The 24483-nt window shown below is 41.9% G+C and carries 22 protein-coding genes; 9 read left to right on the top strand and 13 right to left on the bottom strand.

From position 1 onward, the window contains the following. Position 1 precedes the first annotated feature (1 nt). Complete coding sequence (locus H3302_RS06770; RefSeq protein ID WP_182396400.1) at positions 2 to 835, bottom strand: DMT family transporter; 834 nt, start codon at positions 833 to 835, stop codon at positions 2 to 4. Positions 836 to 996: 161 nt separating this feature from the next. Here H3302_RS06770 and H3302_RS06765 point away from each other — a divergent pair, with 161 nt between their 5' ends. From H3302_RS06765 to H3302_RS06750, 4 genes are read left to right on the top strand one after another with little or no spacing between them, the layout of a single operon-like run. Further along, entirely contained in the window at positions 997 to 2361 is a 1365-nt protein-coding gene (locus H3302_RS06765; protein WP_182396288.1) for a COG3014 family protein, read from the top strand. An 8-nt stretch (positions 2362 to 2369) separates the two neighbouring features. Beyond that, positions 2370 to 2795: a YcfL family protein gene (locus H3302_RS06760; RefSeq protein ID WP_036968913.1), complete on the top strand. Its 426-nt coding sequence runs from the start codon at positions 2370 to 2372 to the stop codon at positions 2793 to 2795. Between the two features lie 10 nt (positions 2796 to 2805). Continuing rightward, positions 2806 to 3417 carry a penicillin-binding protein activator LpoB gene (gene lpoB / locus H3302_RS06755; protein WP_036968915.1) on the top strand — a complete coding sequence of 204 codons (612 nt, stop codon included), beginning with the start codon at positions 2806 to 2808 and terminating at the stop codon, positions 3415 to 3417. A 12-nt stretch (positions 3418 to 3429) separates the two neighbouring features. After that, a complete protein-coding gene (locus H3302_RS06750) occupies positions 3430 to 3897 on the top strand; it encodes a glycine zipper 2TM domain-containing protein (protein WP_036968917.1) in 468 nt (155 codons plus the stop codon). Positions 3898 to 4189: 292 nt separating this feature from the next. Here H3302_RS06750 and H3302_RS06745 read toward each other — a convergent pair whose 3' ends face one another. Next, complete coding sequence (locus H3302_RS06745; protein WP_036968919.1) at positions 4190 to 5407, bottom strand: pyridoxal phosphate-dependent aminotransferase; 1218 nt, start codon at positions 5405 to 5407, stop codon at positions 4190 to 4192. A gap of 93 nt (positions 5408 to 5500) precedes the next feature. Further along, entirely contained in the window at positions 5501 to 5845 is a 345-nt protein-coding gene (locus H3302_RS06740; protein WP_065979823.1) for an Hpt domain-containing protein, read from the bottom strand. 126 nt (positions 5846 to 5971) lie between these two features. Here H3302_RS06740 and H3302_RS06735 point away from each other — a divergent pair, with 126 nt between their 5' ends. Both H3302_RS06735 and H3302_RS06730 read left to right on the top strand, forming a co-directional pair. Then, positions 5972 to 6571, top strand: coding sequence for a tRNA-uridine aminocarboxypropyltransferase (locus tag H3302_RS06735; RefSeq protein ID WP_065979822.1), 600 nt, complete (start codon positions 5972 to 5974; stop codon positions 6569 to 6571). Next, positions 6568 to 7347 (top strand): CLCA_X family protein, encoded by a 780-nt coding sequence (locus H3302_RS06730; protein ID WP_371915637.1) that lies wholly within the window; start codon positions 6568 to 6570, stop codon positions 7345 to 7347. Before H3302_RS06735 ends, H3302_RS06730 begins: the two co-directional genes overlap by 4 nt. Here H3302_RS06730 and H3302_RS06725 read toward each other — a convergent pair. The 5 genes from H3302_RS06725 to apbC form a co-directional block, all read right to left on the bottom strand. Beyond that, positions 7313 to 9739: an EAL domain-containing protein gene (locus tag H3302_RS06725; protein ID WP_176714570.1), complete on the bottom strand. Its 2427-nt coding sequence runs from the start codon at positions 9737 to 9739 to the stop codon at positions 7313 to 7315. The genes H3302_RS06730 and H3302_RS06725 overlap by 35 nt on opposite strands. A gap of 187 nt (positions 9740 to 9926) precedes the next feature. Next, positions 9927 to 10514, bottom strand: coding sequence for a dCTP deaminase (gene dcd, locus H3302_RS06720; RefSeq protein ID WP_036968938.1), 588 nt, complete (start codon positions 10512 to 10514; stop codon positions 9927 to 9929). A gap of 408 nt (positions 10515 to 10922) precedes the next feature. Continuing rightward, on the bottom strand, positions 10923 to 13829 hold the full coding sequence (locus H3302_RS06715; protein WP_409076802.1) for a TonB-dependent receptor: 2907 nt from the start codon (positions 13827 to 13829) through the stop codon (positions 10923 to 10925). A gap of 126 nt (positions 13830 to 13955) precedes the next feature. Beyond that, positions 13956 to 16598, bottom strand: a complete 2643-nt coding sequence (locus tag H3302_RS06710) for a glycoside hydrolase family 16 protein (protein WP_036968942.1) — start codon at positions 16596 to 16598, stop codon at positions 13956 to 13958. Positions 16599 to 16907: 309 nt separating this feature from the next. Continuing rightward, on the bottom strand, positions 16908 to 17987 hold the full coding sequence (gene apbC / locus H3302_RS06705) for an iron-sulfur cluster carrier protein ApbC (RefSeq protein WP_180311515.1): 1080 nt from the start codon (positions 17985 to 17987) through the stop codon (positions 16908 to 16910). Between the two features lie 178 nt (positions 17988 to 18165). Between apbC and metG the strand changes: the two genes are divergently transcribed. Further along, entirely contained in the window at positions 18166 to 20190 is a 2025-nt protein-coding gene (gene metG, locus H3302_RS06700; protein WP_075593658.1) for a methionine--tRNA ligase, read from the top strand. Positions 20191 to 20253: 63 nt separating this feature from the next. On the opposite strand, the gene H3302_RS06695 is transcribed toward metG, so the two are convergent. After that, positions 20254 to 21069, bottom strand: a complete 816-nt coding sequence (locus H3302_RS06695) for a hypothetical protein (RefSeq protein ID WP_256719242.1) — start codon at positions 21067 to 21069, stop codon at positions 20254 to 20256. A 110-nt stretch (positions 21070 to 21179) separates the two neighbouring features. Next, positions 21180 to 21839, bottom strand: coding sequence for a signal peptidase I (gene lepB / locus H3302_RS06690; protein WP_083202816.1), 660 nt, complete (start codon positions 21837 to 21839; stop codon positions 21180 to 21182). A gap of 184 nt (positions 21840 to 22023) precedes the next feature. On the opposite strand from lepB, the gene H3302_RS06685 reads away from it, so the two are divergent. Then, on the top strand, positions 22024 to 22482 hold the full coding sequence (locus H3302_RS06685; RefSeq protein WP_036968948.1) for a hypothetical protein: 459 nt from the start codon (positions 22024 to 22026) through the stop codon (positions 22480 to 22482). Beyond that, on the top strand, positions 22482 to 22688 hold the full coding sequence (locus tag H3302_RS06680) for a helix-turn-helix transcriptional regulator (protein ID WP_036968951.1): 207 nt from the start codon (positions 22482 to 22484) through the stop codon (positions 22686 to 22688). Before H3302_RS06685 ends, H3302_RS06680 begins: the two co-directional genes overlap by 1 nt. A gap of 50 nt (positions 22689 to 22738) precedes the next feature. Here the strand turns inward: H3302_RS06680 and H3302_RS06675 are convergent, their stop codons facing one another. From H3302_RS06675 to H3302_RS06665, 3 genes are read right to left on the bottom strand one after another with little or no spacing between them, the layout of a single operon-like run. Further along, a complete protein-coding gene (locus H3302_RS06675) occupies positions 22739 to 22999 on the bottom strand; it encodes a DUF2999 family protein (protein WP_036968953.1) in 261 nt (86 codons plus the stop codon). Between the two features lie 54 nt (positions 23000 to 23053). Further along, complete coding sequence (locus H3302_RS06670; protein WP_036968955.1) at positions 23054 to 24016, bottom strand: zinc-binding dehydrogenase; 963 nt, start codon at positions 24014 to 24016, stop codon at positions 23054 to 23056. Positions 24017 to 24024: 8 nt separating this feature from the next. Next, on the bottom strand, positions 24025 to 24417 hold the full coding sequence (locus H3302_RS06665; RefSeq protein WP_036968957.1) for a hypothetical protein: 393 nt from the start codon (positions 24415 to 24417) through the stop codon (positions 24025 to 24027). Positions 24418 to 24483: the final 66 nt, after the last annotated feature.

The following is a 24483-nucleotide window of genomic DNA, read 5'->3' as shown; positions in this document are numbered from 1 at the left end:
GTTACGTTCTCACTGGCCTTTTTGCTAATAGAAACACCATAACAGCGCCAAGAATTAAGGCGCTGGCTATCACTAACCTCATGGTTAATAGCTCATTTAAAAATACCACACCAGCAAACGTTGCTAGTACAGGCACAATAAGTTGAACAACGCCTGCCTGACTGCTTTTGAGTTTAGGTAACACTAAGTACCAAATACTATACCCAACCCCTGATGCCAGTGAACCCGAGGCTATAGCAAGCCAAATGCCGGTAGGTGATACAGCGTGCCATTGCATCGCCACTAACAAAATGAGTATGGGTACGAGCATTAAGCTCCTAAGAAAGTTATACGCGGTTGCTTGAAGAGGCGCTTCGCATGTTTTTCCTCGAATACTGTATATTCCCCAAGCAACACCACTGACAGCCATTAACACCGCGGGTAATAAGGATGGAACCGTTGCAGAGGGTAACATTAGATACACAAAGCCGGCAAAAGCAACGATGAGTGCGCCCCACTGTAATTTACGCAATGGCTCTTTGCTAATAATACTGTGCCCTATCATCGTCAATTGCACTGCTGAGAATAATATCAGCGCCCCCGTTCCCGTGTTTAAATTAACGTAAGCAATTGAAAAGCACAGCGCATACACAAACAAACTCAATGCACTTAGGTTATTACCTCTATCCACAACGGTCATCGATTTAACTGATTTAACCTGCCATTTCATTAACAAAAATAAGGTTAATGTACCACTGACTAAACGAATGGCAGTGAAGCTCAAAGGGTCAATATCACCACTTTGTAAAGCCATTCTGCACAATAAAGAATTGGCGGCAAAAGCGCACAAAGCCATCAAGGTATAGAACACAGTGGTTGGCAAAATACAGATATCCTTTTGATAATAAAATACAAGACCGTTCTAAACGTAAATCACTTACGATTTTTTACATAATTTATCATAGACGGTTAAGTCGCGTATGCTACTCTGATTACATTGTCTTATAGGAGTATTCAGTGCATCGACATTTATTTATTGGAGCTGTTTTACTGTTATCTGGTTGCAGTACCATAGGTATTACTGATCTATTCCAAGATTATGCAACACAGCTAAGGCCAGTGCGCCAAGCTGTCAGCCAAAATGATATCGACACAGCCAACCAACTATTACCTAGTAACAGTTCAATGCACAGTAACTATTTGTTAAATCAGCTGGAAACTGCGCGGTTAGCGTTTTTATCAGGTCAGCACTCTGAGGCTAACAGCACATTTGAAGCTGTTTATATGAACATGGAAAAAATGCGCCAAGCTGCAAAACTACAAATAAGCGCAGGTCTTGAGCAAAGTAACGCATTATTAACCAATGACTCAGTCATTAGTTATGAACCACCCGCGTACGAAATGACTATGTTGCATAGCTATAAAGCGCTTAGTTATGTATTTGAAAACCAATTAGAATCGGCTTTAGTAGAAATAAGGCGTGCAAACAAAGTACAAGAAGATGCACTGAAAGATAATCAAGCTGAGCTCGATAAACGCACTGAAGAAGCCGCCGCTGGCTACCCCGACATGACCACGCTAATTGGTGATGTGAAGAACGGTTTTCAAAATGCTTTTACGTTTTATTTATCGGGTATGCTTTATGAGGCGAATAAACAATTTGATGATGCCTATATCGATTATAAAAAAGCCCTAGAGATAAACACCGATAATACATATTTACAACAAAATGTATTACGACTCGCTAAAAAACAAGGTTTTGATCAAGACTTTGAAATTTTTAGTCAGCGTTTTGGTAAGCTCAATGAGGTCAACGCCAATCAAGGTCAGGTTATTATTATTGCCGAGCAAGGCCTGATCCCTGCTAAGCAAGAATATAATTTACGGTTACCCATTTATACTTCGCGTGGCGATGCGCGTTTTTACAGTATCGCCATGCCCGTATACAGCGACGTGCCTTATGTGAGCTCACAAAAAAATATCACGGTCTCGGGTGAAAGTTTAACACTCACGCCGATAGTTCGGCTTGAGTCACTTGCAGCGAAAACATTGAAAGATCAAAGCGCGGGCAGAGTTTCACGACAAGTTTTGAGGCTAGTGGCAAAAGAAAAAATGCGTGCAGAACTTGCCAGAAGTGGTGGTGATGTCGGCAATATTTTAGCGAATATATATAACCTTGCCTCTGAGCAAGCAGATACTCGCAGTTGGTTAACTTTACCAAATCAGTTAAGTATCGCACAAACAGCAATGACCCCTGGTAATCACTCTCTGTGGGTGTCAGGGCACGGAAAAATTGACTTTGCGGTTAGTAAGCAGGGGTTAACCTTTGTCTACCTAACCTTTATTAATAACTACTTTGACTCACATGTAGTCCAACTCTAGGAGCAATAATGAAATATTTAGTGCCATTACTAACCCTATTACTCGTTGCGGCTTGCTCCTCTCGCCCAACCACCTCTGGTATCGGTGTCGAGCAAGCATCACAACAATATAATCAACAACTTATTGTTAATAACCCTGAACTTGGTAACAAGCTTGCGATTTCTGATGTAAAAACTCGCCAAACCAATGGCTTAACCGATGTGGTTGTGACATTAGCAAGTCAGTATAAAAAATCTCAATACTTACAATATCAATTTACTTGGTATGACGCCGATGGGTTTGTCATAAAAGGCAATCACTCACCATGGCAAGCAATTACCTTGTTTGGTTTTGCAAAAACACAACTACCGGGCTTAGCCCCAACATCTGATGCAGTCACCTTTTCGCTTGCTGTTCGTGAAGTCTCAACAGAAGCACAAGAATTCGAAGATTAAGGAAGCCACAATGAAATTATATTCAGTGAAATCAGCCACCGCTATCGCAATTGCAACGTCGTTACTGTTATCTGGCTGTGCCAACAAAGCAGTTGTCAGTTATGGTGATGCTCAGGCTGTTGAAACAACCGATATCAACTTTGGTTCAACTGATTTGCAAAAGGTCGCAAGCCAAATGACAGATTCGTTATTGGCATCGCCTGTTGTGGGGACATTAACAGCAAATTCGCGTCCTATCGTGTTTGTTGAGCGGATAAAAAATAAAACCAGCGAGCATATTGATACAGAATCAATCACTGACTCAATTTCGACACAATTATTACGCAGCGGTAAATTCCGTTTTGTTGATATGACGCGTGTCGAAGCGGTGCGCGAACAGCTTAATTTCCAAAATGTCGACCCACTCGTCAATCCCAATACTGCAATCGCATTTGGTCAGCAAGTGGGAGCGCAATATATGTTATACGGTAACCTGTCGAGCATTGTAAAATCTAATGCAGATAAAGCCGATGTCTATTATAAATTCACAATGCGTTTAATGGATTTAAAAAGTGGCCTGATTGAGTGGGCTGATGAAACTGAAATCCGTAAAACACGCGAAAAATCTACTTTTGGCTGGTAGCCAGGAGGTTATATGAAGTACCTTATTAGTTTATTTAGCCTATGTTTACTGCTCAGTGCGCCGAGTTACGCAGATTATCAGCGTAATAAAGCGGTTCCCGTGCAGCAAGTTTTGTTTGGTTCAGTGCAGTCAGTTCGTAATATTACCGAGCAAGAACTGGTTAAAGACCAAACAAATGGCTGGAAAACCTTTGGCGGCGCACTATTAGGCGGTGTTGTAGGGAATCAATTTGGCGGCGGAAGTGGTCGAACTGTGGCAACTATTCTTGGTTCAATGATTGGCGGGTCGATTGCACACAACCGTCAGCAATCAAGCCGTTATATTGAATATCAACTTGTTGAGTTAATGATTCAAGTAGAAAGTGGCGAGCAATACATGGTCGTTCAAGACAAGGATAGTCGGATGATATTTAATCAAGGTGACAAAGTTCGTCTTGTTTATTTAAGTGATAACACCGTTCGCGTAGATAAGGCTTTTTAATAGTAATACCAATTTGCTTAATTAAGTAATCTATTTTGAGGCAATAAAACCGCGTTGATAATAAGGCAAAAATGTCGTTATTTAGGTGTTCTCGGCAATTGCTCTGCATCTATGCCGTCGTAAGTCAGAGATTTTTAACGCGGGTAGCGACAGGTTTAATCCCTCAAAATGATTAAGTATTATTGCGAACTGGTAAAAGTAACAGCGAGCAATCGTTACTCCATAAAAAGAAATGCCGCTCACCTAAAGTGAACGGCATTAGAGCCTTAGCTCGCTGTTATGAGCGCTGATTTTAGCTCTGTTTGTAATCTGCAAAGAATCGTTGCATCTTACCCATTGCTTCAGTTAAATCATCTTTGTTCGGTAAAAACACCAATCTAAAATGGTCAGGCTCAGGCCAGTTGAATGCCCTGCCGTGCACGAGCAGTATTTTTTCGGCTTTCAGCAAATCTAAGATCATGCGTTCATCGTTTTTAATCTTAAACTTGTCGGTGTCAACTTTTGCAAAGGCATACAGTGCGCCTTTTGGTTTTTTACAACTAATGCCGTCTATCGCATTTAGTCCTTGCCATGCAATATCACGTTGCACACACAAGCGCCCACCGGGGTTAATTAGATTATCGATTGACTGTACACCACCCAATGCTTGCTGAATCGCATATTGTGCAGGTACATTGGCACACAGGCGCATAGACGCCAACATATCTAAACCACGCACTAAGTCTTCCATTACACTTGTACGGCCACTTAATACCATCCAGCCCATACGCAAGCCCGCTGCTCGGTATGTTTTTGCAAGGCCGTTAAAGGTAATAATAGGCACATCATCACACAACGCCCCTATTGAGGTATGTGTGGCGCCGTCATATAAAATTTTCTCGTATATCTCATCACTTAATAACAGCAACTTATGCTCTCGCGCAATATTAATAAGCTCCATTAATAAGTCATCACTGTAGACAGCCCCCGTTGGATTGTTCGGGTTAATCAGTACCAGCGCTTTTGTCTTTGAGGTAATTTTACTTTTTATATCAGCAATATCTGGAAACCAATCTTGTTCTTCATCACATAAATAATGAACAGGGTTACCACCCGCTAATTTAACAGACGCGGTCCATAGTGGGTAATCGGGTGCTGGGATCAGTACTTCATCATCGTTATCAAGCAATGCTTGAGTCGTCATTTGAATAAGCTCGCTCACCCCATTACCGATATAAATATGGTCGACATCTAGGTTGAATAATCCACGTTGCTGATAATGTTGATAAACAGCCACACGGGCAGAGTAAAGGCCTTTAGAGTCACAGTAGCCTTGGGCTGAATACAAGTTACGGATGATATCGCGGTGCATATCTTCAGGCATATCAAAACCAAAGGCCGCAGGGTTGCCAATATTAAGCTTGAGAACTTTTTGACCTTCATCTTCCATTTTTCGAGCTTGTGCAAGCACAGGCCCACGAATGTCATAACAGACACCGTTAAGTTTGTGACTCTTTTTTATTTGTGACATGGTTACCTCTACTATTAGACCCTAAGACTAACCTAGCAGAGGCTAACCACGCTAGTGGATTTTTGAGGTTATAACTGAAATAAATTCAAGTTATTAGCGACCAGCAAACCAGGCCTGTAGTTTTTCAACTGAACCTGCAACTTGCGCGTCAAGGTTTTGTGACTTTTCTATTGCTGTATCCACATGCCCCTCGTTTAACGCCTGTTCAATTTCGCGAGCAACATCAGATAAGCTCGATGCACCGAATTGCGCAGCATTTGACTTTAAGCTATGTGCATGACGCGCAGCAACTTCATTTTCTGAATCCAAATTCGCTAAAACTTCACCACTCAAGCGTTGAAACTCACTGCAGCAAAAGGTTAAGGTGTCGGCAAATTGATCACCCAAAAGCGATTCCATACCTTCAAGTGCACCTTCATCTATTGTGATCGTCGTCATGTTTATCCCTTGATCAAAAACGTCATCATTTAAATCGCAACTCTAGCTGTTCATTGTAAAAAAGCAACCCTATGACCAGAGCTCATGTATAATAGCCATACTTTAATTGTATGCTAGAAGTTTAATATGGCTAGAGAACTGTGTTCGGGTTGTGGCTTTTCAGTCAGAACCTGCTTATGTAATGCGATAAGCATAATTAATAATAAACTAAAAATCATTATATTACGTCATCCTAGCGAAGAAAAAGTAACTAAAAACACAGCGCACCTGCTTAAATTAGGTTTAGCGAACTGTATTATTTTGAGTGGCGAGTCTGAACAAGACTTTCCTGAGCTTGCCTCACTGCCAACACAGAGCACGGCACTGTTGTATCCCGCCGATAATGCAATCATGCTTGATAAGTGCACTGATGCAACATTAGACTTTAAACAACAGCTTACTCATTTAGTGGTGCTTGATGGCACATGGAAAAAAGCCTACAAAATGCTGATGCTGACCCCAAGTTTGCAGCACTTCAAGGCTGTCAGCTTCGCCACTTTACCAAAAAACAAATACGTGATCAGAAAAGCACCTCGCGCCGATAGCTTGTCGACATTAGAAGCCGTTGCACAGAGCCTTAATTTAATCGAACAGTGTAATGTTGACCCGCTTTATCACTTACTCACGGCGCTTGTTGAAAAACAAACTCAGCACATGCCTCAAGCAGTCAAGGCACGTTACTTATAATGCGAGTGTCTAAACGTTTAAGTGCGGGGTTTAGCCGCCAAGGTCCCGATTACCGTTTTGATGACCAAGTTGATTTTGACGATATTCGCGACACGTTCGGATTTCGTACCCTCGTTGTGGGTCATTGGGTTACCAAGCAAGAACGATTATTAGCTGCAAATTTAATTTATGACGCGCTGGCAGATCTCGCACAAATACTGTCATTACCACCTGTGGCAATGGGCCTTCGTGGCAAACTGAATTTTGCTTTCGGTCATGGCGGTCAAAAAGGAGTGCAAGCACATTATAATGCGCAAAGCCAAACACTTGCTCTGGCAAAAAATGCCGGAGGAGGAGCCCTCGCACATGAGTGGTTTCATGCCTTTGATCACCATATTTGCCAGCATATGTTCCCACACAGACAACCCATGCAGTTTTGCTCATCATTGTGGTTAACCCAAACACCTGATTTAACACACCCGTTAAATCATTTCCTCAATCAGTTTTTTCATCAGGTTTTTTTAGATACTCAAGGTAATAACCCAAACGAGTTCGTCACACAATCGATAGCCTTTGATAAACAACGACAGCATATTTATATGAGCATGCCAGAAGAACTTGCGGCACGGTGTTTTGAGCAATGCATTGCTGTCCATCCTGCGATTAAAAATAGTTTTTTAGTGAGTGGCTTAAATGACGGTGGTTTAATTTACCCAAGCATAGAGCATACATCACGCTGCTCAGACGCATTATTACGGTATTTTAATCAACTAGGTGTGCTTTTACATCGTGGCTAACATCAACCGACTTAAAGTTCTTGATCCACAGTAAATAATCGTCAGCCTCAAGCGGTTTGGAAAAGTAATATCCCTGCCCTATTTGGCAGCCATAACGTTGTAAAATGGCCAAGCTCTGCGGGTCTTCAATGCCCTCGGCCACCACTTTGGCACCGAGCGTTTTAGCAATATCACAGGTTGCTTTACAGATACTTTGATCATTTAACGAAAAAGCGAGATTAAGAACAAACTGCTTATCAATTTTCACCTCATCAAAGCCCAGTTGACTTAAATAAGCGAGTGAAGAGTAACCTGTACCAAAATCATCAATGGCGAGTTTCACACCAATTAAGCGATAATCGTCCAGTGTTATTTTTATATTTTTACTTTCTTCCAGGGTCGCTGATTCTGTTAACTCAAGCATCACAGAATCAGCACTTACACCTAGCTCATTTAACTTAGTAATAAACAGCACAGGTAAATCTTTATTGAGCAAATCTTTTGCCGAGATATTAATAGAAATGACATGCTCAGGTATTAACTCACAAAACCTTGCTTGCCATTCTATGCCTTTCGCAACGACCCACTCGGTAAGTTGATTAATGACCCCTGAGGACTCAGCAATCGGAATAAAGGTATCAGGGCCGATTGCTCCAAGTGCAGGGTGATGCCAACGAAGTAGCGCTTCGCAACCCACAATATCACCCGTTTCTAAACATATCTGTGGCTGAAAATGTAAGTTTAATTGGTCTTCTTCAATCGCTAATTTTAATGATGCGGCAATGAGCAGCCTTTGCTCTGAGAGTCTCGCACTTTCTAAATCAAACATACGCCAGCGCTCACCTTGCAGGCGCTTTTCACTCATAGCTTGAATCGCGCACTGTAGAATTTGTCTGGCGGTATTACCATGTAAAGGATAATGGGCAACACCAATATCAACACTATCAACTAATTTTACATTGTTATGCGTGATGCCCTCTTCAAACACTCCATGAATCAAACAAGCAAATTGCTCTATATGACTCAGTTCCAACTCCCCCATTACAACACAAGCAAAAATACTGTCATCAACGCGTGCTATCCAGACACCTTGATCAACATGGGTTTCCAGCCTTAAAGCATTAATCGATTCAAGCTGTTGGGTAAGTACATCCAGCGTAGTCACAATGCAGTTATTAGCATGCTCATAGCCAAATGTTGCTCTGGCATTTACCAAGACATGGGGCCTGAACAACATCACAGAAAAATGTTGTTTGTGCGCTACTTTTTTCATTATTTCACTCAGTAGCAATTGTTTATTGGGTAATTTTGTATCCGCATCATGTGTCATTGAATAATTAAATGATGAAATTCTGTGTCTATCTTTAAGTAACAACAATGAACTAATAGCTAACGATGTGAATAATAGAATGACATTTTGCATGGTGTGATTACCAACACCAAAGCCATTCCACACCAACCAACTAAACGCTTGAACAGACAATGTAAGCACCATTAATAATCTTAAACGCGTACGCTCACCTTTTCCTTTGTACAAAATAGTAATCGCAATACCTGCGAGCATTAAAAAGACAATACAACTAAAAATGTACGACGATTGCAGATTGAGTTGCGGCAATAACGAAGCCATTATTGCAGTAATTATTGACACACCTAATAAAGCGATCCACACCGATTTATAGTGACTTTTAAGTCTGTTTATTGCAGCAAAGTGATACAAAAAATAAGCACCAAAACACAATGCATACTGGTTTATAAGCCACTTAGCGCTCCACTCTAACCCGCTAACAAAAAAGCTCGTTAAACCATTATCTATCATAAATCCAATGGTCACTAAAACGAAGTAAGCATTTAATGTCAGATACTTAAAGCGTTTCGATATGAAGTAATACACCCCACATACAAACATGCATAAAACCAAGACACCCAGGATAGCGCCATACCCCAAAATTGTTTGGTGTAAATTAACTTCAAACGTTTTAGCTGAAACAACCCCGACTTCAATTGATATCGCATGCTCATGTTGGAAATTAAGAAGTGCCCAGCGATTTTGACGATTGTGATCGACTAACCAGTGTGGTCGCACACTCGATAAGCTGACTAATGATGCCAATCTATCTTTATTTTGAATTTGTAATAAATCATCAAGAAGATAAAACTTTTTCCACGTTAAGTTGGGTTCAGCAATATACACAACGTAGTCTTGATTACTTGGTAACTTATTTAAGTCGATGACAAGCCAATACGAACTGTGTGCTTTTAAGCGAAGTGTTTTGGGTTCAAGCATATTTACTTTATGCTTATCGTCTAATTTCTGCTGCAGTGATTGGCTAACAATAAAAACTGGGTCATCAGTGTTTATCAGCCAAACAGGGAGTTCAGCCGCATTTAAAGTCGCTGTAAAGGTATACAAAAAAAGACAACAAGTAGCAGTTACCAGCTGTTTATAAAACGTAAGGATGCACCTGCTGATTGAAAGCATTTTAGCTCCGTGCCATTAAACACCAGCTAAAAGTATGGGGGGGAACAGCGTAAATTGCCAACTTTTGGGAACGATTTGCAATTAAAGTACTGTGGCCCGTAGGCCACATAAGAAAAGCTTACTTATTATCGTCGCTAATACGACTCGCTACCGCCGAGTTTTGATCTTTATATTTCGCATCTTTACGGGTGTTGTAAGGATTTTCGGCTGGGCTGGTCATGGTCTCAAAACTCATCGCCCCTATTTTCATCATGGGTCTTAATGCCAAAGGCAATTTACCCGAGTTATAAAACTCAAGCACAATATTACCTGACCAACCTGGGTCAATTCGGTGTGCCGTTACGTGCACCATTAAACCAAGGCGAGCGAGTGAGGAGCGGCCATCTAACCAACCCACAATATCAGCGGGTAACGTAACTTTTTCATGCGTAATCGCCAAGGCTAATTCGCCTGGGTGAAGAAAAAAGGCTTCTTCTTCCGCTAACACGATTTCGTCGCTCATAATTGATTCCATCGCTTTATTAAGTTGATCTTTCGGACCGCTTAAATCAACGTAAGCTGCGGTATGATCTTGAAACACTCGAAACTTATTGCCTAAACGTAAGTCTACCGTCACCCCAGAAATCATGTCTTTGCTCGGTGAAGGTTCTATAACGATACGACCCTCGTTAATATATTGCTGAATATGGGTATCTGATAATCTCATTTATTATTCTACCTAAAACAGCCAAACAGTTATTATCAACATGTTGCGCTGTAAAAATTATCTTGCTTCACGTTAGTTCATGCATTTAATGCAATCAATAAGCGTTAAAGCTCACAGTATGCTGGGATTATTGTGACACAAAACTCACTTATCAAGTTAGTCTTACAGACATTTCTTCATGAATTAATTTTTTATACTCATTTAAACCGTTAAGAATAACTTTTACGTTTAGTATGGGGTGAAATGATTTTTTTAATACAATGAATGTATAACAAGACGCGACATAAGCTGAGAAAATATGAACCTTCAAATACGTTAACGAGTTCGTACTCTCGCGATGTTAGTGCGCAAAATAGTAAATAAGCCGCTCAGAGAGCGGCTTTCATGTCTTGGGAGATAACGTGTTGTTTAAAACATGTAGCGTGCACCAATTGCGTAACGAGCGCCGTATTGACGAGCAAACAAAAACTGCTCTTCGTAACGGCCATAACTGCGCTCGGTTTCATTATTGAGGTTAATTCCCTCAAAGAACACCGTCATGTTTTCGTTTATATCGTAGTTTACGCTTAAGTCCCACTGCCCGAATGTGTCACCAAACTGTGGTGGTGCATCCGCTGAGCCTTGTGATTGGCCAACACCAATCAAGTAAGCGTCACGCCATGCGTAGGTCACTTTTACCGACAAACCGTCTTTGTCATAGAAAGCTTGGAAGTTTGCAGAATTACTCAAACCTGGTAGTGGCGACTGTTGTGTTAGGCTGTCTACGTCAAATTCAACATCACCATCAACAAATGTCGCGTTCACACCTAAGCCAAAGCCGCTTTCACCAAACAAGTGCTGTATCGCAACCTCTACACCATCAACTGACTTACTGTCCGTGTTTTGCGGCTGGGTAATATTCCACACTATTAACGGGTCTGAACTACTTGGTTCTATTTCACCATCAGCATTACCATAGCCAAGGGCAATCATTTCGTTAAAAATGGCTTTGCTTGTGACTTGCTCATTACGCGCTTCAATAGCTGCAATGGCTTCTTGATAACGCGGCCCGTCTAAAATATCGTAAAGGCCATCGATTGTCGTTTCAGTGATTTGACGTTGAATAAAGTTATCCACGTCTTTTTTAAAGTAACCAACAGACGCATAGCTGCCTTCGCCGTAGTAATATTCAATAGACACATCCAAGTTTGTAGACTCAAATGGCAACAGGTTCGTGTTACCTTGCCCACCCGTGCGAGCACCCGGTTTTGGACTGCCGGTCAGGCTGCGTCCACCCGCTAAATCGCCCAAAGGAGCTCGAGCCATCGTTTTACCCCACGAAACACGGCCAACGAGTTCATCGGTTAACTCTACTTTTACATCAATATTAGGTAACCAAATATCATAATTGCCTTGTTCTTGGTAAAAGTTATCGGTGCCGCCAGCTTCATATTGCATGATCCACTCTGATTCACTCACCCAATTCACTTGTTGTTCAACACGTTGGCGTACCGTGCTGGTGACATCCGTTTCTTCATAGCGAAGCCCAGCATTAATTTGTACAAAGTGATTAGCGGCATCAAATTCCCACAACGTATTCACGTAGACGCTTTGCGTTTTCTCTTCAACATAACTTTCACTGTCAATGCCATCGAAAAAGGGATCGATTGAATAGTAGTTATCACCTAAAAGATCTTCGTTTAAGTAAGCGAGTTGCCGGGCTAAAGCCTCTTCAAAACTGTAGGTATAGTAATAGTTCGGTTGTAAATCACTGCCTCCCCCCTCAAATTGATCTAACATGTCACCCGTTTCCTTGTAGGTGAACATGCCATCAGGAAAGATTTCTGTGAATGATGGGTTAAAGCCAGGACCCCCTCGCAAACCACTCCATGCAGTGAACCCACCCATGGTTTGTTTTGTATGTGCAGCACCAAATTTCACTTTTAGCAATGGGATTTCAAAACGCTCATTAAACCAATGTGTATGCAACTGCGCTTGCTCAACGTTCGACTCACCCGGAGAGTAAATAAACTGGCTGAAATTTGAGTCAATCTCGCTTGGGTCTAGTACCGTAGTCCCGTTGTTCCAATTAACGTAAGCATGCGGGATCTCACCTGTACGGTAATCGTAAACCTTACTACGCAATTGATCTGAACCGAGGATGATTTGCCCCGATGAACCTAATCCGTCATCAGCACCGTTGTCTATTTCATTTTTAGAGTCGTGGTAGTCGAACTCTACTTCCCATTCATTGTTAATTTGCCACTCTAGGTTTAAACCAATTGAGCGTGCTTTAACTTCAGTGGTTTCTCGATTTGCTGTGAATGAGCCATCGTTGCCACTAATATCAGCGAATAATGCAGTACCGTTTTCATCCAGTTCATAGCGATTGATGTTACCACCGAACTCGTTCCAGATACCCCAACCAACGGTATTAACGCCTGTGATTGCTCGGCTTGCTGTGTAATCAAGCGTAGCAACAAAGTTATCAATGGGCGCATACTGCAAAGTCACTTGACCATTTGTACGTTCACGTTCGGCATCCGCAATGCTGTAGTTCATATCTTTCGGGAAGAAATGATTACCAACACGTTTACCTTCGCTGTCGACTGCACGCGGGTCGATAAATGCCCCCTCATCTAGCGTCGGTAAATCGACATTGGCTTGCCAACCCTGAATATTGGCATTTTGCTGTTGAAAATCACGCTCTTGATGAGAAAACGATACCGCAAAACCAACAGAATCTTCAGCGTAGGTATTACTGTACATGGCAGAAAACTCAGGGGTTACATCATCACCTGCCTCGTTTGACGAATCGTGAATAGCCTTAATTGAGGAACTAAATTTTTCACCAGGGCTATTCAATGGGCGAGTCGTGATAATATTGACCGTCGCCCCCAAGCCCCCACTTGGCACATCAGCTTGACCTGACTTAGCCACTTCGAGCGCACTGACACCATCTGCGGCAATATTTTCAAGTGCGTAAGAGCGGGTATAACCCGTCCCCGGCATTTGACGTCCGTTTAACATGATAAGATTAAACTCAGGGCCAAACCCCCGTACTGTGATTTCACTCCCCTCGCCATTCGAGCGGCTGACAGAGACACCCGTTATACGTTGTAATGACTCGGCCAAATTGGTGTCGGGAAATTTACCCATTTCTTCTGCTGAGATGGCATCAATCACTCCCGTTGCGTCTCGTTTCATGTCCATGGCACGGATCATACTGCCACGAATACCTTTAATTTCGATGACTTCGATTTCTTTATCTACTTGCTGTTGCTCATCTTGAGCATACGCCATTGAGAGATTGCCAAACCCTGTTGTCAGGATCATTGCGATTGATGCTGCAAGAGGTGTTTTAATTAATTTTGTGCTTTTCATGATTACCTGCTTTTGCAAAAAATTGTCATGTAAAATGGGTGCTGTTTTGTGTGCACCCTAGCCTGTTGTCAGATGAAATTATGGGTTTGTAATCACGGCATTATCGATACGATAGACCGCACCTTCTCCCATGCCCCACGAGGGAAATACCATGACAACGTCTATTGCACTAATATCAAGACCTGCACTGAGCAAGTCAGACAATGTATAGGTGTAAGTTTGCCATTCCCCGACCACAGGCTCGACGCCTTCTTGGCTTGCACTTAGCGCAAGCTCAACAGCTTGACCTGCATCATTCGATTCGATTTTGAACAACCACTGCGCATCTTGATTGCTGGCATTTGAAACCAGTTTCATTTCAAAACGAACAACCCCTTCAGAAACCATATGAGAAGCATCAAAACTCACGCCATCAGCAGCTAAAAAGCCCATAACAGTAGCTGTTGCACCTATTTTAAACTCAGCCACAGCACCATGCGCTTCATCATCCGTTTCAACTGTTGGTGTACTGCCTGCGCAGCAATCCCAAATACTCCATTGCTCAGCGACATTATCAGCAAATAATGTGAGATCAGACTGTGGTTCTGGTGCATAAATACGTGCATTATCTACACGATATACAGCCCCTTCACCTTGACCCCAAGCAGGGAAAATCATGATCACATCAATAGCGCTGACATCTAAGCCTGCTTGCAGCAACGTACTAATAGGGAAAGTATAGGTTTGCCATTCACCCGCAACAGGGTCAACCCCCTCAACACTGGTGTTCAGATTAACCTCCACAGCGGTTGTACCGTTGTCTGATTCAACTTTTAGCAACCACGCTGCCTCTGGTGTGCTCGACAGAGATATCACTTTCATTTCGAACTGCAACATCCCCTCGTCCACAAGCGCTGTCGCATCAAATTGTGAACCACTACCACCTGATGATGTCCGGTTAATAAAGCCCATAACTGTCGGTTGAGCACCGATAGAAAACTCTGCTGTTACCCCGTGAGCCTCATCATCCATGACTTCAATTGGCGTTGAGCCACCACAACAATCCCACAACGGCCAGTCAATGTTCGTTTCATCTGTGAATAACGTTAATGAAGGTAAAGAGGTCGATGCGCCGTTTGTAATTTCAACATTATCAACACGATAAACTGCACCCTCACCTTGACCCCATGCAGGGAAGATCATGATGACATCAATAAGTGACACATTTAATCCTGCATCTGCAAGTGCTTGCAGTGGAAAGGTGAAGGTTTGCCATTCACCGACGACAGGTTCAGCACCTTCAGTACTCATGTTAAGGTTCATTTCGACTGCAGAACTGCCCTCGTCACTTTCTATTTTAAAAAGCCAAGGAGCATCTGGCGTGGCAGGTAATGACATGATTTGCATATCAAATCGTACGTAACCATCCTCCAACATAGCACTTGCATCATAAGGTGAAGCAACACCATTTTCGTCAGTGATAAAGGCTTCACGACTAATAAATCCATTCACTGTTGGCTGCGCACCAATATTAAACTCAACTACTTCGCCACGCTCTACATCTTCAACAAGGGCGGGTGTAGAACCACCACAGCAATCCCATGCAGGCCAATTTGGATTGAAGCTACCATCAAAAATGGTAAGCGGCGTAACCGTGCCATCGCTTGGCGGCGTTGGGGCTGGTGCAGCACCTTCTACCAGTGCATCTTCTACGCTGTCATACCCTGGGCGGACAGTTTCACAGCCTTTACCCGTGTCTGGATTTTGAGCACACTCATAAACTCGTACATAATCAATTTCGAACGCTTGACCATTTTCGAATGCACTCGTATCTATGCCCGTCGCATTAACGTTTTCTGGCCAATCACCACCAACTGCAAAGTTTAATATCAAGTAAAACTCTTGATCATAGGGTGAAGCATCCCAAAATGTCGTTAGTTCACCCGTTGTTTGGTCGAAATATTCTGAATACCATCCTTTATGCTTTAGCGCTAGCGCTTCGCCGCTGGCGTTATAAAGCAGTTCAGACTTTCGCTGAGTCGCGTAGAGGTAGTCATCAACATACCAGCGAATTTCTCCCTCTTGCCATTCTATTGCATAGGTATGGAAATCATCTGCAGGGTTTGACGCCTGATCAAAGGTATACGCTTTGCCGCTTTGATCGTTATTTGGCCACTCTTTACCATAATGCAATGTTCCGTAGATGTTTGATTCTAGACCATCATCGGTAGGCACTTTAAGGTTCACGGCTTCAACAATGTCAATTTCACCAGAGCGGGGCCAACCGCCGTATACTTCGTCTGTGGGCATCATCCAAAAGGCAGGCCATGCACCTTGACCACTTGGCAGTTTAGCGCGCATTTCAAAGCGTCCGTATTTAAAATCAGCTTTATAGCGAGTATTTAGACGTGCTGAGGTATACGGTTTAGTCGCACCTTCCTCTGCGGGCAGTGCAACAATATTTAGAATGCCATTTTCAACAAAAGCATTATCTTTGCTGTCGGTGTAACATTGTTTTTCGTTATTACCCCCACCGGCACAATCAACTTCGAAGTTCCATTTACCATCGTCAATTGAATCGCCATTAAAGTCATCCTCCCATATCATCACCCAATCAGAAGTGGGTTCACTTGGGTTGATAGTGTCGATTTTTGTTTCTGTGGCAGAGCCACCGCAGCCAGCTAATGTCGCTACAGAAAGCGCCATCGCAAGTTGTGTTATGTGTGTTTTAATTCTGTTCATTACATTGAACCCTAACATGAGTGTTTGTTAGTACTCAGCTGATCGGTATAAGTATTTTTTTAATCAGCCAATTGTAAGCGCTTACATTTAAGGGCAAATAAAAAGCCAAACAATGTAAGCGCTTACAAAAGCGTATGTCAGGGTTGTGAAAAGGCAATAAAATATTAACAAAAATCGAACATTTGTGTCTTTTAAGTAGACAAAAAACACTCTAAAGGGCAGTAAATGCACTGATTAAGCACAAAAACACAAATACCTCATTGTCACAATGAGTAATAAAAAACAAGAAATTAACATTTTTTTCTGTGTTTAATCTTCTGTTATCAGTATTTCTACCGAACTATTTTGTGTTTGCTGGTAATGCAAGCTGCTGGCTAGGATACGTGCAGCATTTTTGTAGGTAGCGCTGATTGATGCTGCATTATCTCGAGAAATTACCTGCCCTTGCTCCGAGCTTTCACGTATTTCAATCGCAAGAGGGATGTTGGCTAATACAGGCACACCATGGCGGTGAGCTAATTTTACAGCGCCATCTTTGCCAAATACATGATTGGGTTCGCCGCAATGACCACATAAAAAGTAACTCATGTTCTCAATAAGACCCAATACTGGAATATTGACCTTATTAAACATAGCAATCCCCTTTTGTGCATCAGCTAGGGCTAAATCTTGCGGTGTTGTAATAATTACAGCGCCACTAGCAGGTACTTTTTGACTCATGGTTAGTTGAATATCACCGGTGCCGGGCGGCATATCAACGATGAGGTAATCAAGTTCACCCCAATCGGTCTCATTCATAAGTTGATTAAGCGCCCCCGATGCCATGGGGCCTCGCCACACTGTTGCATCATCACTCGGCACTAAGAAACCAATTGATTGCGCTTTTAAATTATGTGCTTCAAATGGTAATAAGTTTTTATTATCCAGTGTTTTAGGCTCAGCACCCTGCAGACCTAAAAGTAAAGGGATCGATGGGCCATAAATGTCAGCATCTAAAATCCCCACTTTAGCTCCCTCTTGCTCAAGTGCTGAAGCAAGATTCACAGCCGTTGTCGACTTACCCACTCCCCCTTTGCCAGATGCAACAAGTACAATCTGCTTAATCTGCTTAAAGCAGCATTGGTTGGGTAATGACACCTCGGCGTCGATGCTCACCGATACTGAGAGCTTATTGCTAACAAACTCTCCGATTTGTGCTAATTCTCCCTTGCCAGCAAAGGGTAATTCCAGCTTAACCTTAAAGCTTTTGTCGGTATTTATTGTTATTTCTTTTACCCATTGGGCTTCAATCCCAATCGCAAATGCGCTGCTTCTATAAGCAGCTAACGCATCAAGTAGCGGTTCTTTTTCAGCCGATTTACCAGAGAATAATTTTGACAGTCCAAACATAGCAATAAAATAGCGTTTCTTTGATGAAAAGTGCTTCGGAATTATGTAACATTCAAGGCATTAAAACCAGACAATTAGATAATATCATTGCGTTGTTTTGTATATAGGCAACTCGCAATGAATTAAATAATGATATTCATGCATTTTTGCAACGAACTATCCTCAATTCGGAATGATTATGGCACAGCGAAAGATCCTGATTACTAGCGCATTACCTTATGCCAATGGCCCGACTCACTTAGGTCATTTATTAGAATACATCCAAACTGATATTTGGGCGCGTTTTCAAAAGCAACAAGGTCATGAGACCTATTACGTGTGCGCAGATGATGCTCACGGCACCCCCATTATGCTTAATGCGCAGAAACAAGGGATCACGCCAGAGGAAATGGTTAAAAATGTCAGTGTAGAACGCCAACGCGACTTTGCTGATTTCAACATAGAATTTGATAACTATCACAGCACTCACAGCGAAGAAAACAAGCAGTTAAGCGAGCTTATTTATAACCGCTTAAATGATGCGGGCCACATTAAGAAGCACACTATTTCTCAGCTTTTTGATCCAGAAAAAGGCATTTTCTTACCTGACCGTTTTGTAACAGGTACTTGCCCAACGTGTAAGTCTGAAGATCAAAACGGTGATAGCTGTGACGCATGCGGTGCAACATACAGCCCAACTGAACTTATCAATCCACGTTCTGTCATGTCGGGTGCGGAGCCTGTGTTAAAAGACTCTGAGCACTACTTCTTTGACTTGCCAGCCTTTGAAGACATGCTAAAAGAGTGGTTACACTCTGGCACTATCCAACAAGAAATGGCTAACAAGTTAGACGAATGGTTTGCAGATGGCCTGCAGCAGTGGGATATCAGTCGTGATGCACCTTACTTTGGCTTTGAAATCCCAGGTGCTCCAGGTAAATACTTCTACGTATGGCTAGATGCACCCATCGGTTACATGGCCAGCTTTAAGAACCTATGTGACAAGAAAGGCATCGACTTTGATGCGTTCTGGCGTGAAGACTCAGAAGCCGAACTTTACCACTTTATCGGTAAAGACATCATTTACTTCCACAGTTTATTCTGGCCTGCCATGTTAGAAGGGGCAAACTTCAGAAAACCAACGAATGTATTCGCTCACGGCTTTGTCACCGTAAATGGCGCAAAAATGTCTAAATCTAAAGGCACTTTTGTAAAGGCACGTACTTATCTAGATAATTTAGACCCTGAATACCTACGCTACTATTACGCGGCAAAACTTAACAACGGTATTACTGATTTAGATTTAAACCTTGAAGATTTTGCCCTGCGTGTAAATTCAGATCTGGTTGGTAAAGTGGTCAATATTGCAAGCCGTTGTGCTAGTTTCATCACCAAGAAATTTGACGGGAAACTAAGCGACACAGTGATGGATGAAGCGTTACTAAGTGAATTCCAAGCGGCATCAGACAGCATTGCTAATCATTACGAGAATCGTGACTATAGCCGTGCTATTCGTGAAATTATGGCGCTTGCAGACAAAGCCAACCAATTTATTGATGCTAAAGCTCCTTGGGTGTTAATTAAAGACGAAGCAAAACAACAAGAAGCGCATGACGTGTGCTCACTTGGTCTCAATATGTTCCGTGTGCTTATCACCTACTTAAAGCCTGTTTTACCAGGAATGGCTGCCAATGTTGAAACCTTTTTAAATGACGCATTAACATGGCAAGGTGTGCAAACAGCACTTGTGGGTCATGCTATTAATAAATTTAAACCGTTAATGCAACGCGTTGAAATGGATAAAGTAAATAAAATGATTGAAGAATCAAAAGAAAGCCTCGTCGCTGAAAAAGACAAGATTGATCCTAATAGCCCATTAGCGAAAGAGCCAATCAGCCCTGAAATCGAATTTGATGATTTTGCTAAAGTTGATTTACGTGTAGCGAAAATTGCAAAAGCAGAACACGTTGAAGGTGCTGATAAGTTATTAAAATTGACGTTAGATTTAGGTGGCGAAACTCGCCAGGTATTCGCCGGTATTAAATCTGCGTATGCGCCTGAAGACATCGAAGGCAAGCTGACCGTTATGGTAGCGAACCTTAAACCACGTAAGATGCGTTTTGGTATGTCTGAAGGCATGGTGTTAGCAGCAGGCCCTGGCGGCAAAGAAATCTATATTCTTAACCCTGATGAGGGTTCAGAGCCAGGCATGCGTGTCATGTAAGGTAAAACCTTATTGTAAAAAAACCGTTGTGTGCAAACACAACGGTTTTTTTATATTCGGCATTTATGTTGTTGGGCACGCGGGGTGTTCGGTTAATACTTGGGTAATAATTTGGCCAAATACTTGGTGCTGTTGCTCAGTAATAGGGAAAGAGGCGCTGTAAGAAAGCGTATCGGCAAGCTCTCCGGTAATAATTTCATAAAAGGTCATCGCAGTTAGCAAATGCCCAGCATCCGAGGCATGATTACCGTCACTATGGTATAGATTCACTTCTGGTAATCTTGCTATCGCGTTGTCCCACACTAAACCGATGGGCGCAACACAGCTCGTTTCTTTATCACTAATGGATAAATGTAACTTATAAACCGCTTCACCTTCTTTACTATCCCCCCTTTGTGGGTGTTCAGGGAATAGAATTGGCGTGATTCCCAGCACTTTTGCATTCGCAATTAGACGCTCGGTTTCTGCCGTAGAATAATTTACAGATCCCGATTGAGAATACTTTTGCCCTTGAAAAATCGCATGACTCCACTTGTTTTGTTTTAGCTTTTCGATATTCCCGGGGGAGTTAACTATTTCATCCAAAAAACGGCCACTCACCGTGAGGGTCACAACCTGACTATTACTTAACTCACTCGAAATTAACTGCTCAAGCAAGGTCGCAAGTTTTGCGCTATGACTATTGCCATAAATGATAATGTTATAATCAGCACTTGCGCTATTATCAACAATGCCGGTGCTATTATTAGGAAGTGAGCTGTCAGGCTCGGTTGCGATTGGGTTTTCAGTCTTTGAACTCGAACCACATGCAACTAACCCAACAAAACTCATCAATAAAAAGTAAACAATAAAAGGCTTAAATCGTTTGCTGTCCGTCACTGATTATTCCTTATTTAGACGTATTATTTTTCATGTAGTCAATATTGAGACACAAAACGATAAATAGCCAATTATTATCTGACGCTTACTCACACTTAACTATTTCATCTTCAGGGTGCTAAATATAAATCTTTAAGAAACCGCTCTTTGCGGGGTAAGTAATGATCATCATAATCAAGCGACACCAGCACCCTTTCTGCTTTTCCTAACAGCTCACTACGCGGCACTAAACCGATTACACGCGAGTCTGCACTGTTATCACGGTTATCTCCCATCGCTAAATACATATCTGCAGGGATAACCACTGGCGCAAAATGCTGCATCACAGAGGGGGTCTTCGACACCTGAATTGCATGTTTAATACCCGCAAGATTTTCTAAATACGTTTGCTGCCCTGCTTCATCATCCACTAGCGAGTAATCAAGTGCTTGACCATTAATAATCAATTTATTATCAACTAAAGTAACCGTATCACCCGGCACTGCAATCACACGTTTGACTAAGCGGTTATTAGCAGCAGTTGAATCAAATACAATGATATCGCCCGCTTTTGGCTCATCAAGGCGCGCCAGTGAGATATGACTAAATGGTAACCGTAAATCATAGGCCATTTTATCGGTTAAAATACGGTCTCCCTCAACAATTGTCGGTTTCATAGACCCTGTGGGTACTTCATACCAATCGGCAACAGCACTCCTAAATACACTCATTAAGCAGATGAATACAATCAATGAACGGTTATTTTTCCATACGTTAGCAAGCCAATTCATATTCGTTCCTTCTGTTGTTAGTTTCATTAAGAGTCTTTGCCGTTCAAATTAGTTCTTAGCTAAATGTAACGAAATACTTCAAAGATAAAAATATCATACATGGTGTTAAAAATATTTGACACAATCAACAATGAGTAGTTTACTTAACACCAAGTCAAATATTTTTTACACTGGATGATAAAAGATGAGCTACAAAGAACTGACAATTTGGGGCACGTTGGGAGTGACTATTGGTTTGTTAATTTATTACCTTACTGGTATTAACTCATTACAAACAAACGGAAACCTAAGCCAAGATACAATGGTTTCTTACTTATATAAGGTCGTAATTACTGCGGTGATACTCGAAATTATTATGCAATCAGTGCTTGCAGGCATTAAGCACAAAGAAGCAGATTTAGGTGATGATGAGCGCGATAAACTCATTGAACTTAAAAGCGCTAAGCTTGGCCATTGGTTAACTTCAGCAATTATTTTAATGTGTGTATTTTTAGCAACTCAAATAGAGCGTGTATCTGGTCGCATGTTATTACCTGAAGTTTCAGATTTATATAATATAATGCACTACCTCATTATAGGCTTTTTGATCAGTGAGATTATCACGACAGCCAGTAAGGTGTATTTCTATCGAAGAGACAGCTAATGAAAAAACAGCTCAGTAATACTATTCGAGAATTACGATTTCATCACAATGAAATGACGCAGCAAGCTCTGGCCGAAGCCGTCGGTGTTTCAAGGCAAACAATTGTCGCCATTGAAAAAGGCAAATATTCCCCTTCACTTGAAGTGGCTTTTAAGATTGCTCAATTGTTTGATAAGAAACTCGATGACGTTTTTTCTTATCAATAGCACGCTTGCAATAAAAAAGGTTAGCATGCAGCTAACCTTTTCTATTCTATTTAAGACTGTTGATTTTTAAACTGTGCTTTCGCTTGTTCAACTTCGTCATTACTGATACCTACTGACTCAGCCGCTTCTTTTATTAAATGCGGTTGTGTCATAACCAACGCCATCAGTTGTTGAAGTTTTTCGGGCGGGATCCCGAGTTGCTGAACTAAGCCCATAGCCATCATTGGGTTTTCCATAAATGCTTGAAAAAGCTCACGTACTTTTTCGTCACTCACGTTATGCTCTTTCAGCATTGCGATAATTGGGTTCATACTAACCTTTATTAATTTACTGCTAATAAGCTCAATAATGTGGGCAATTTTTCGTTATTCAACCAGTAGCACCACTTTACCCGAATTTTCATTATTATCTAAAATGCGGTGAGCCTCAGTTGCATCCTGCCAATGCAGGGTTTTATATATATTAAAGTCAAATTTACCCGCAGCAAGTTCGCCATAAAAGCGAGCTATAAACTGTGCTTTTAGTTCACGTTTAAAAGCAATAGAGCGGTTTCTAAGTGTAGAAGCATGAAATGAAATACGTTTACTCAGCAAACGTGCGAAATCAACCTCAGCAAAGCGCGCATCTAAAAATGCCAACATCACAATTTGGCAATCCATTGCAGCAACAGCAGCATTTTTATTTAAATAATGCCCTGCAACGGGGTCGACAATTGTATTTGCTTGTAACTGATGTGTCTTCATATACTCCACAAAGTCGGTGGTTTTATAATTTATACAGTGATCGGCACCCAACTTTTTTGCATGCGCGCATTTTTCATCGCTCCCAGCAGTAATGACTACCTGAGCCCCAATAGCTTTTGCCATTTGAATAGCGGCACCACCCACACCACTTGCACCAGCGTGTATAAGTGCAGTTTGCCCAGCTTCAAGCTTGCCAAATTGAAATAACGCCGAAAATGCCGTGAGATAAACTTCACTCACCGCAGCCCCTTCAGCCATACTCATTGAGTCAGCAAGCGGCATCACCTGTGCTGCATCTACCGCAACATACTCACTGTATGCGCCTCCGGCACACAAAGTAAAAACGGGTTTATTAAGCCAATCAACCTCAACGTTTTCCCCTTGTGCGACGACAGTGCCTGCACACTCTAGACCTAAAATCTCACTGTCGCCTTTAGGAGGTGGGTATTTATCTTGCCTTTGTAAACAGTCAGCACGATTAACGCCTATTGCGGCGACCTTAATCAGTACCTCATCGTGTTTAATATTCGGCTTTTCAATTTCTGCAAACGTTAACTGTGAATTTTCATGCTTAATATAACGCATAACACCTTCTATTTAATTCGCTGCCAGATTTCAGCTTCCACCAATTTACCATTTTCATATAAAGTATGATGCCATAAATCACCGTCTACTTTGTAATCAAATGCCATGGTTTTACCTTGTAATGAAGGCACATTACCATAAGAAAAAGTCTCGATAAATTGCTGGTCTTGCAAAACATATTTGCCGCCACCCGCATAATGAAAATTGCCATTTTTCTGCGTAATATAACTAAAATGAGTATCGGTAATTAGCTTTACCGAGGTTAATTCGGGTGCTTTTGCCGTAACATACCCTTCCTTTGTCGCATACTTTCCTTCAACAAACTGCCAACTCCCCACCAGCGGGTTCGCATTCGCGAATGAGGCTAGCAACAAACTTGAAATGCCGAATATTTTTAGCATAGTGTACTCCCTTGATTGTTCGTATTAGCATACGCCAATACCGGATCCCGATGAAGGACTACGTGG

Source organism: Pseudoalteromonas sp. MT33b (genome assembly GCF_014117385.1).
Classification (GTDB): domain Bacteria; phylum Pseudomonadota; class Gammaproteobacteria; order Enterobacterales; family Alteromonadaceae; genus Pseudoalteromonas; species Pseudoalteromonas lipolytica.
This window is presented reverse-complemented; position numbering and strand designations above follow the sequence as displayed.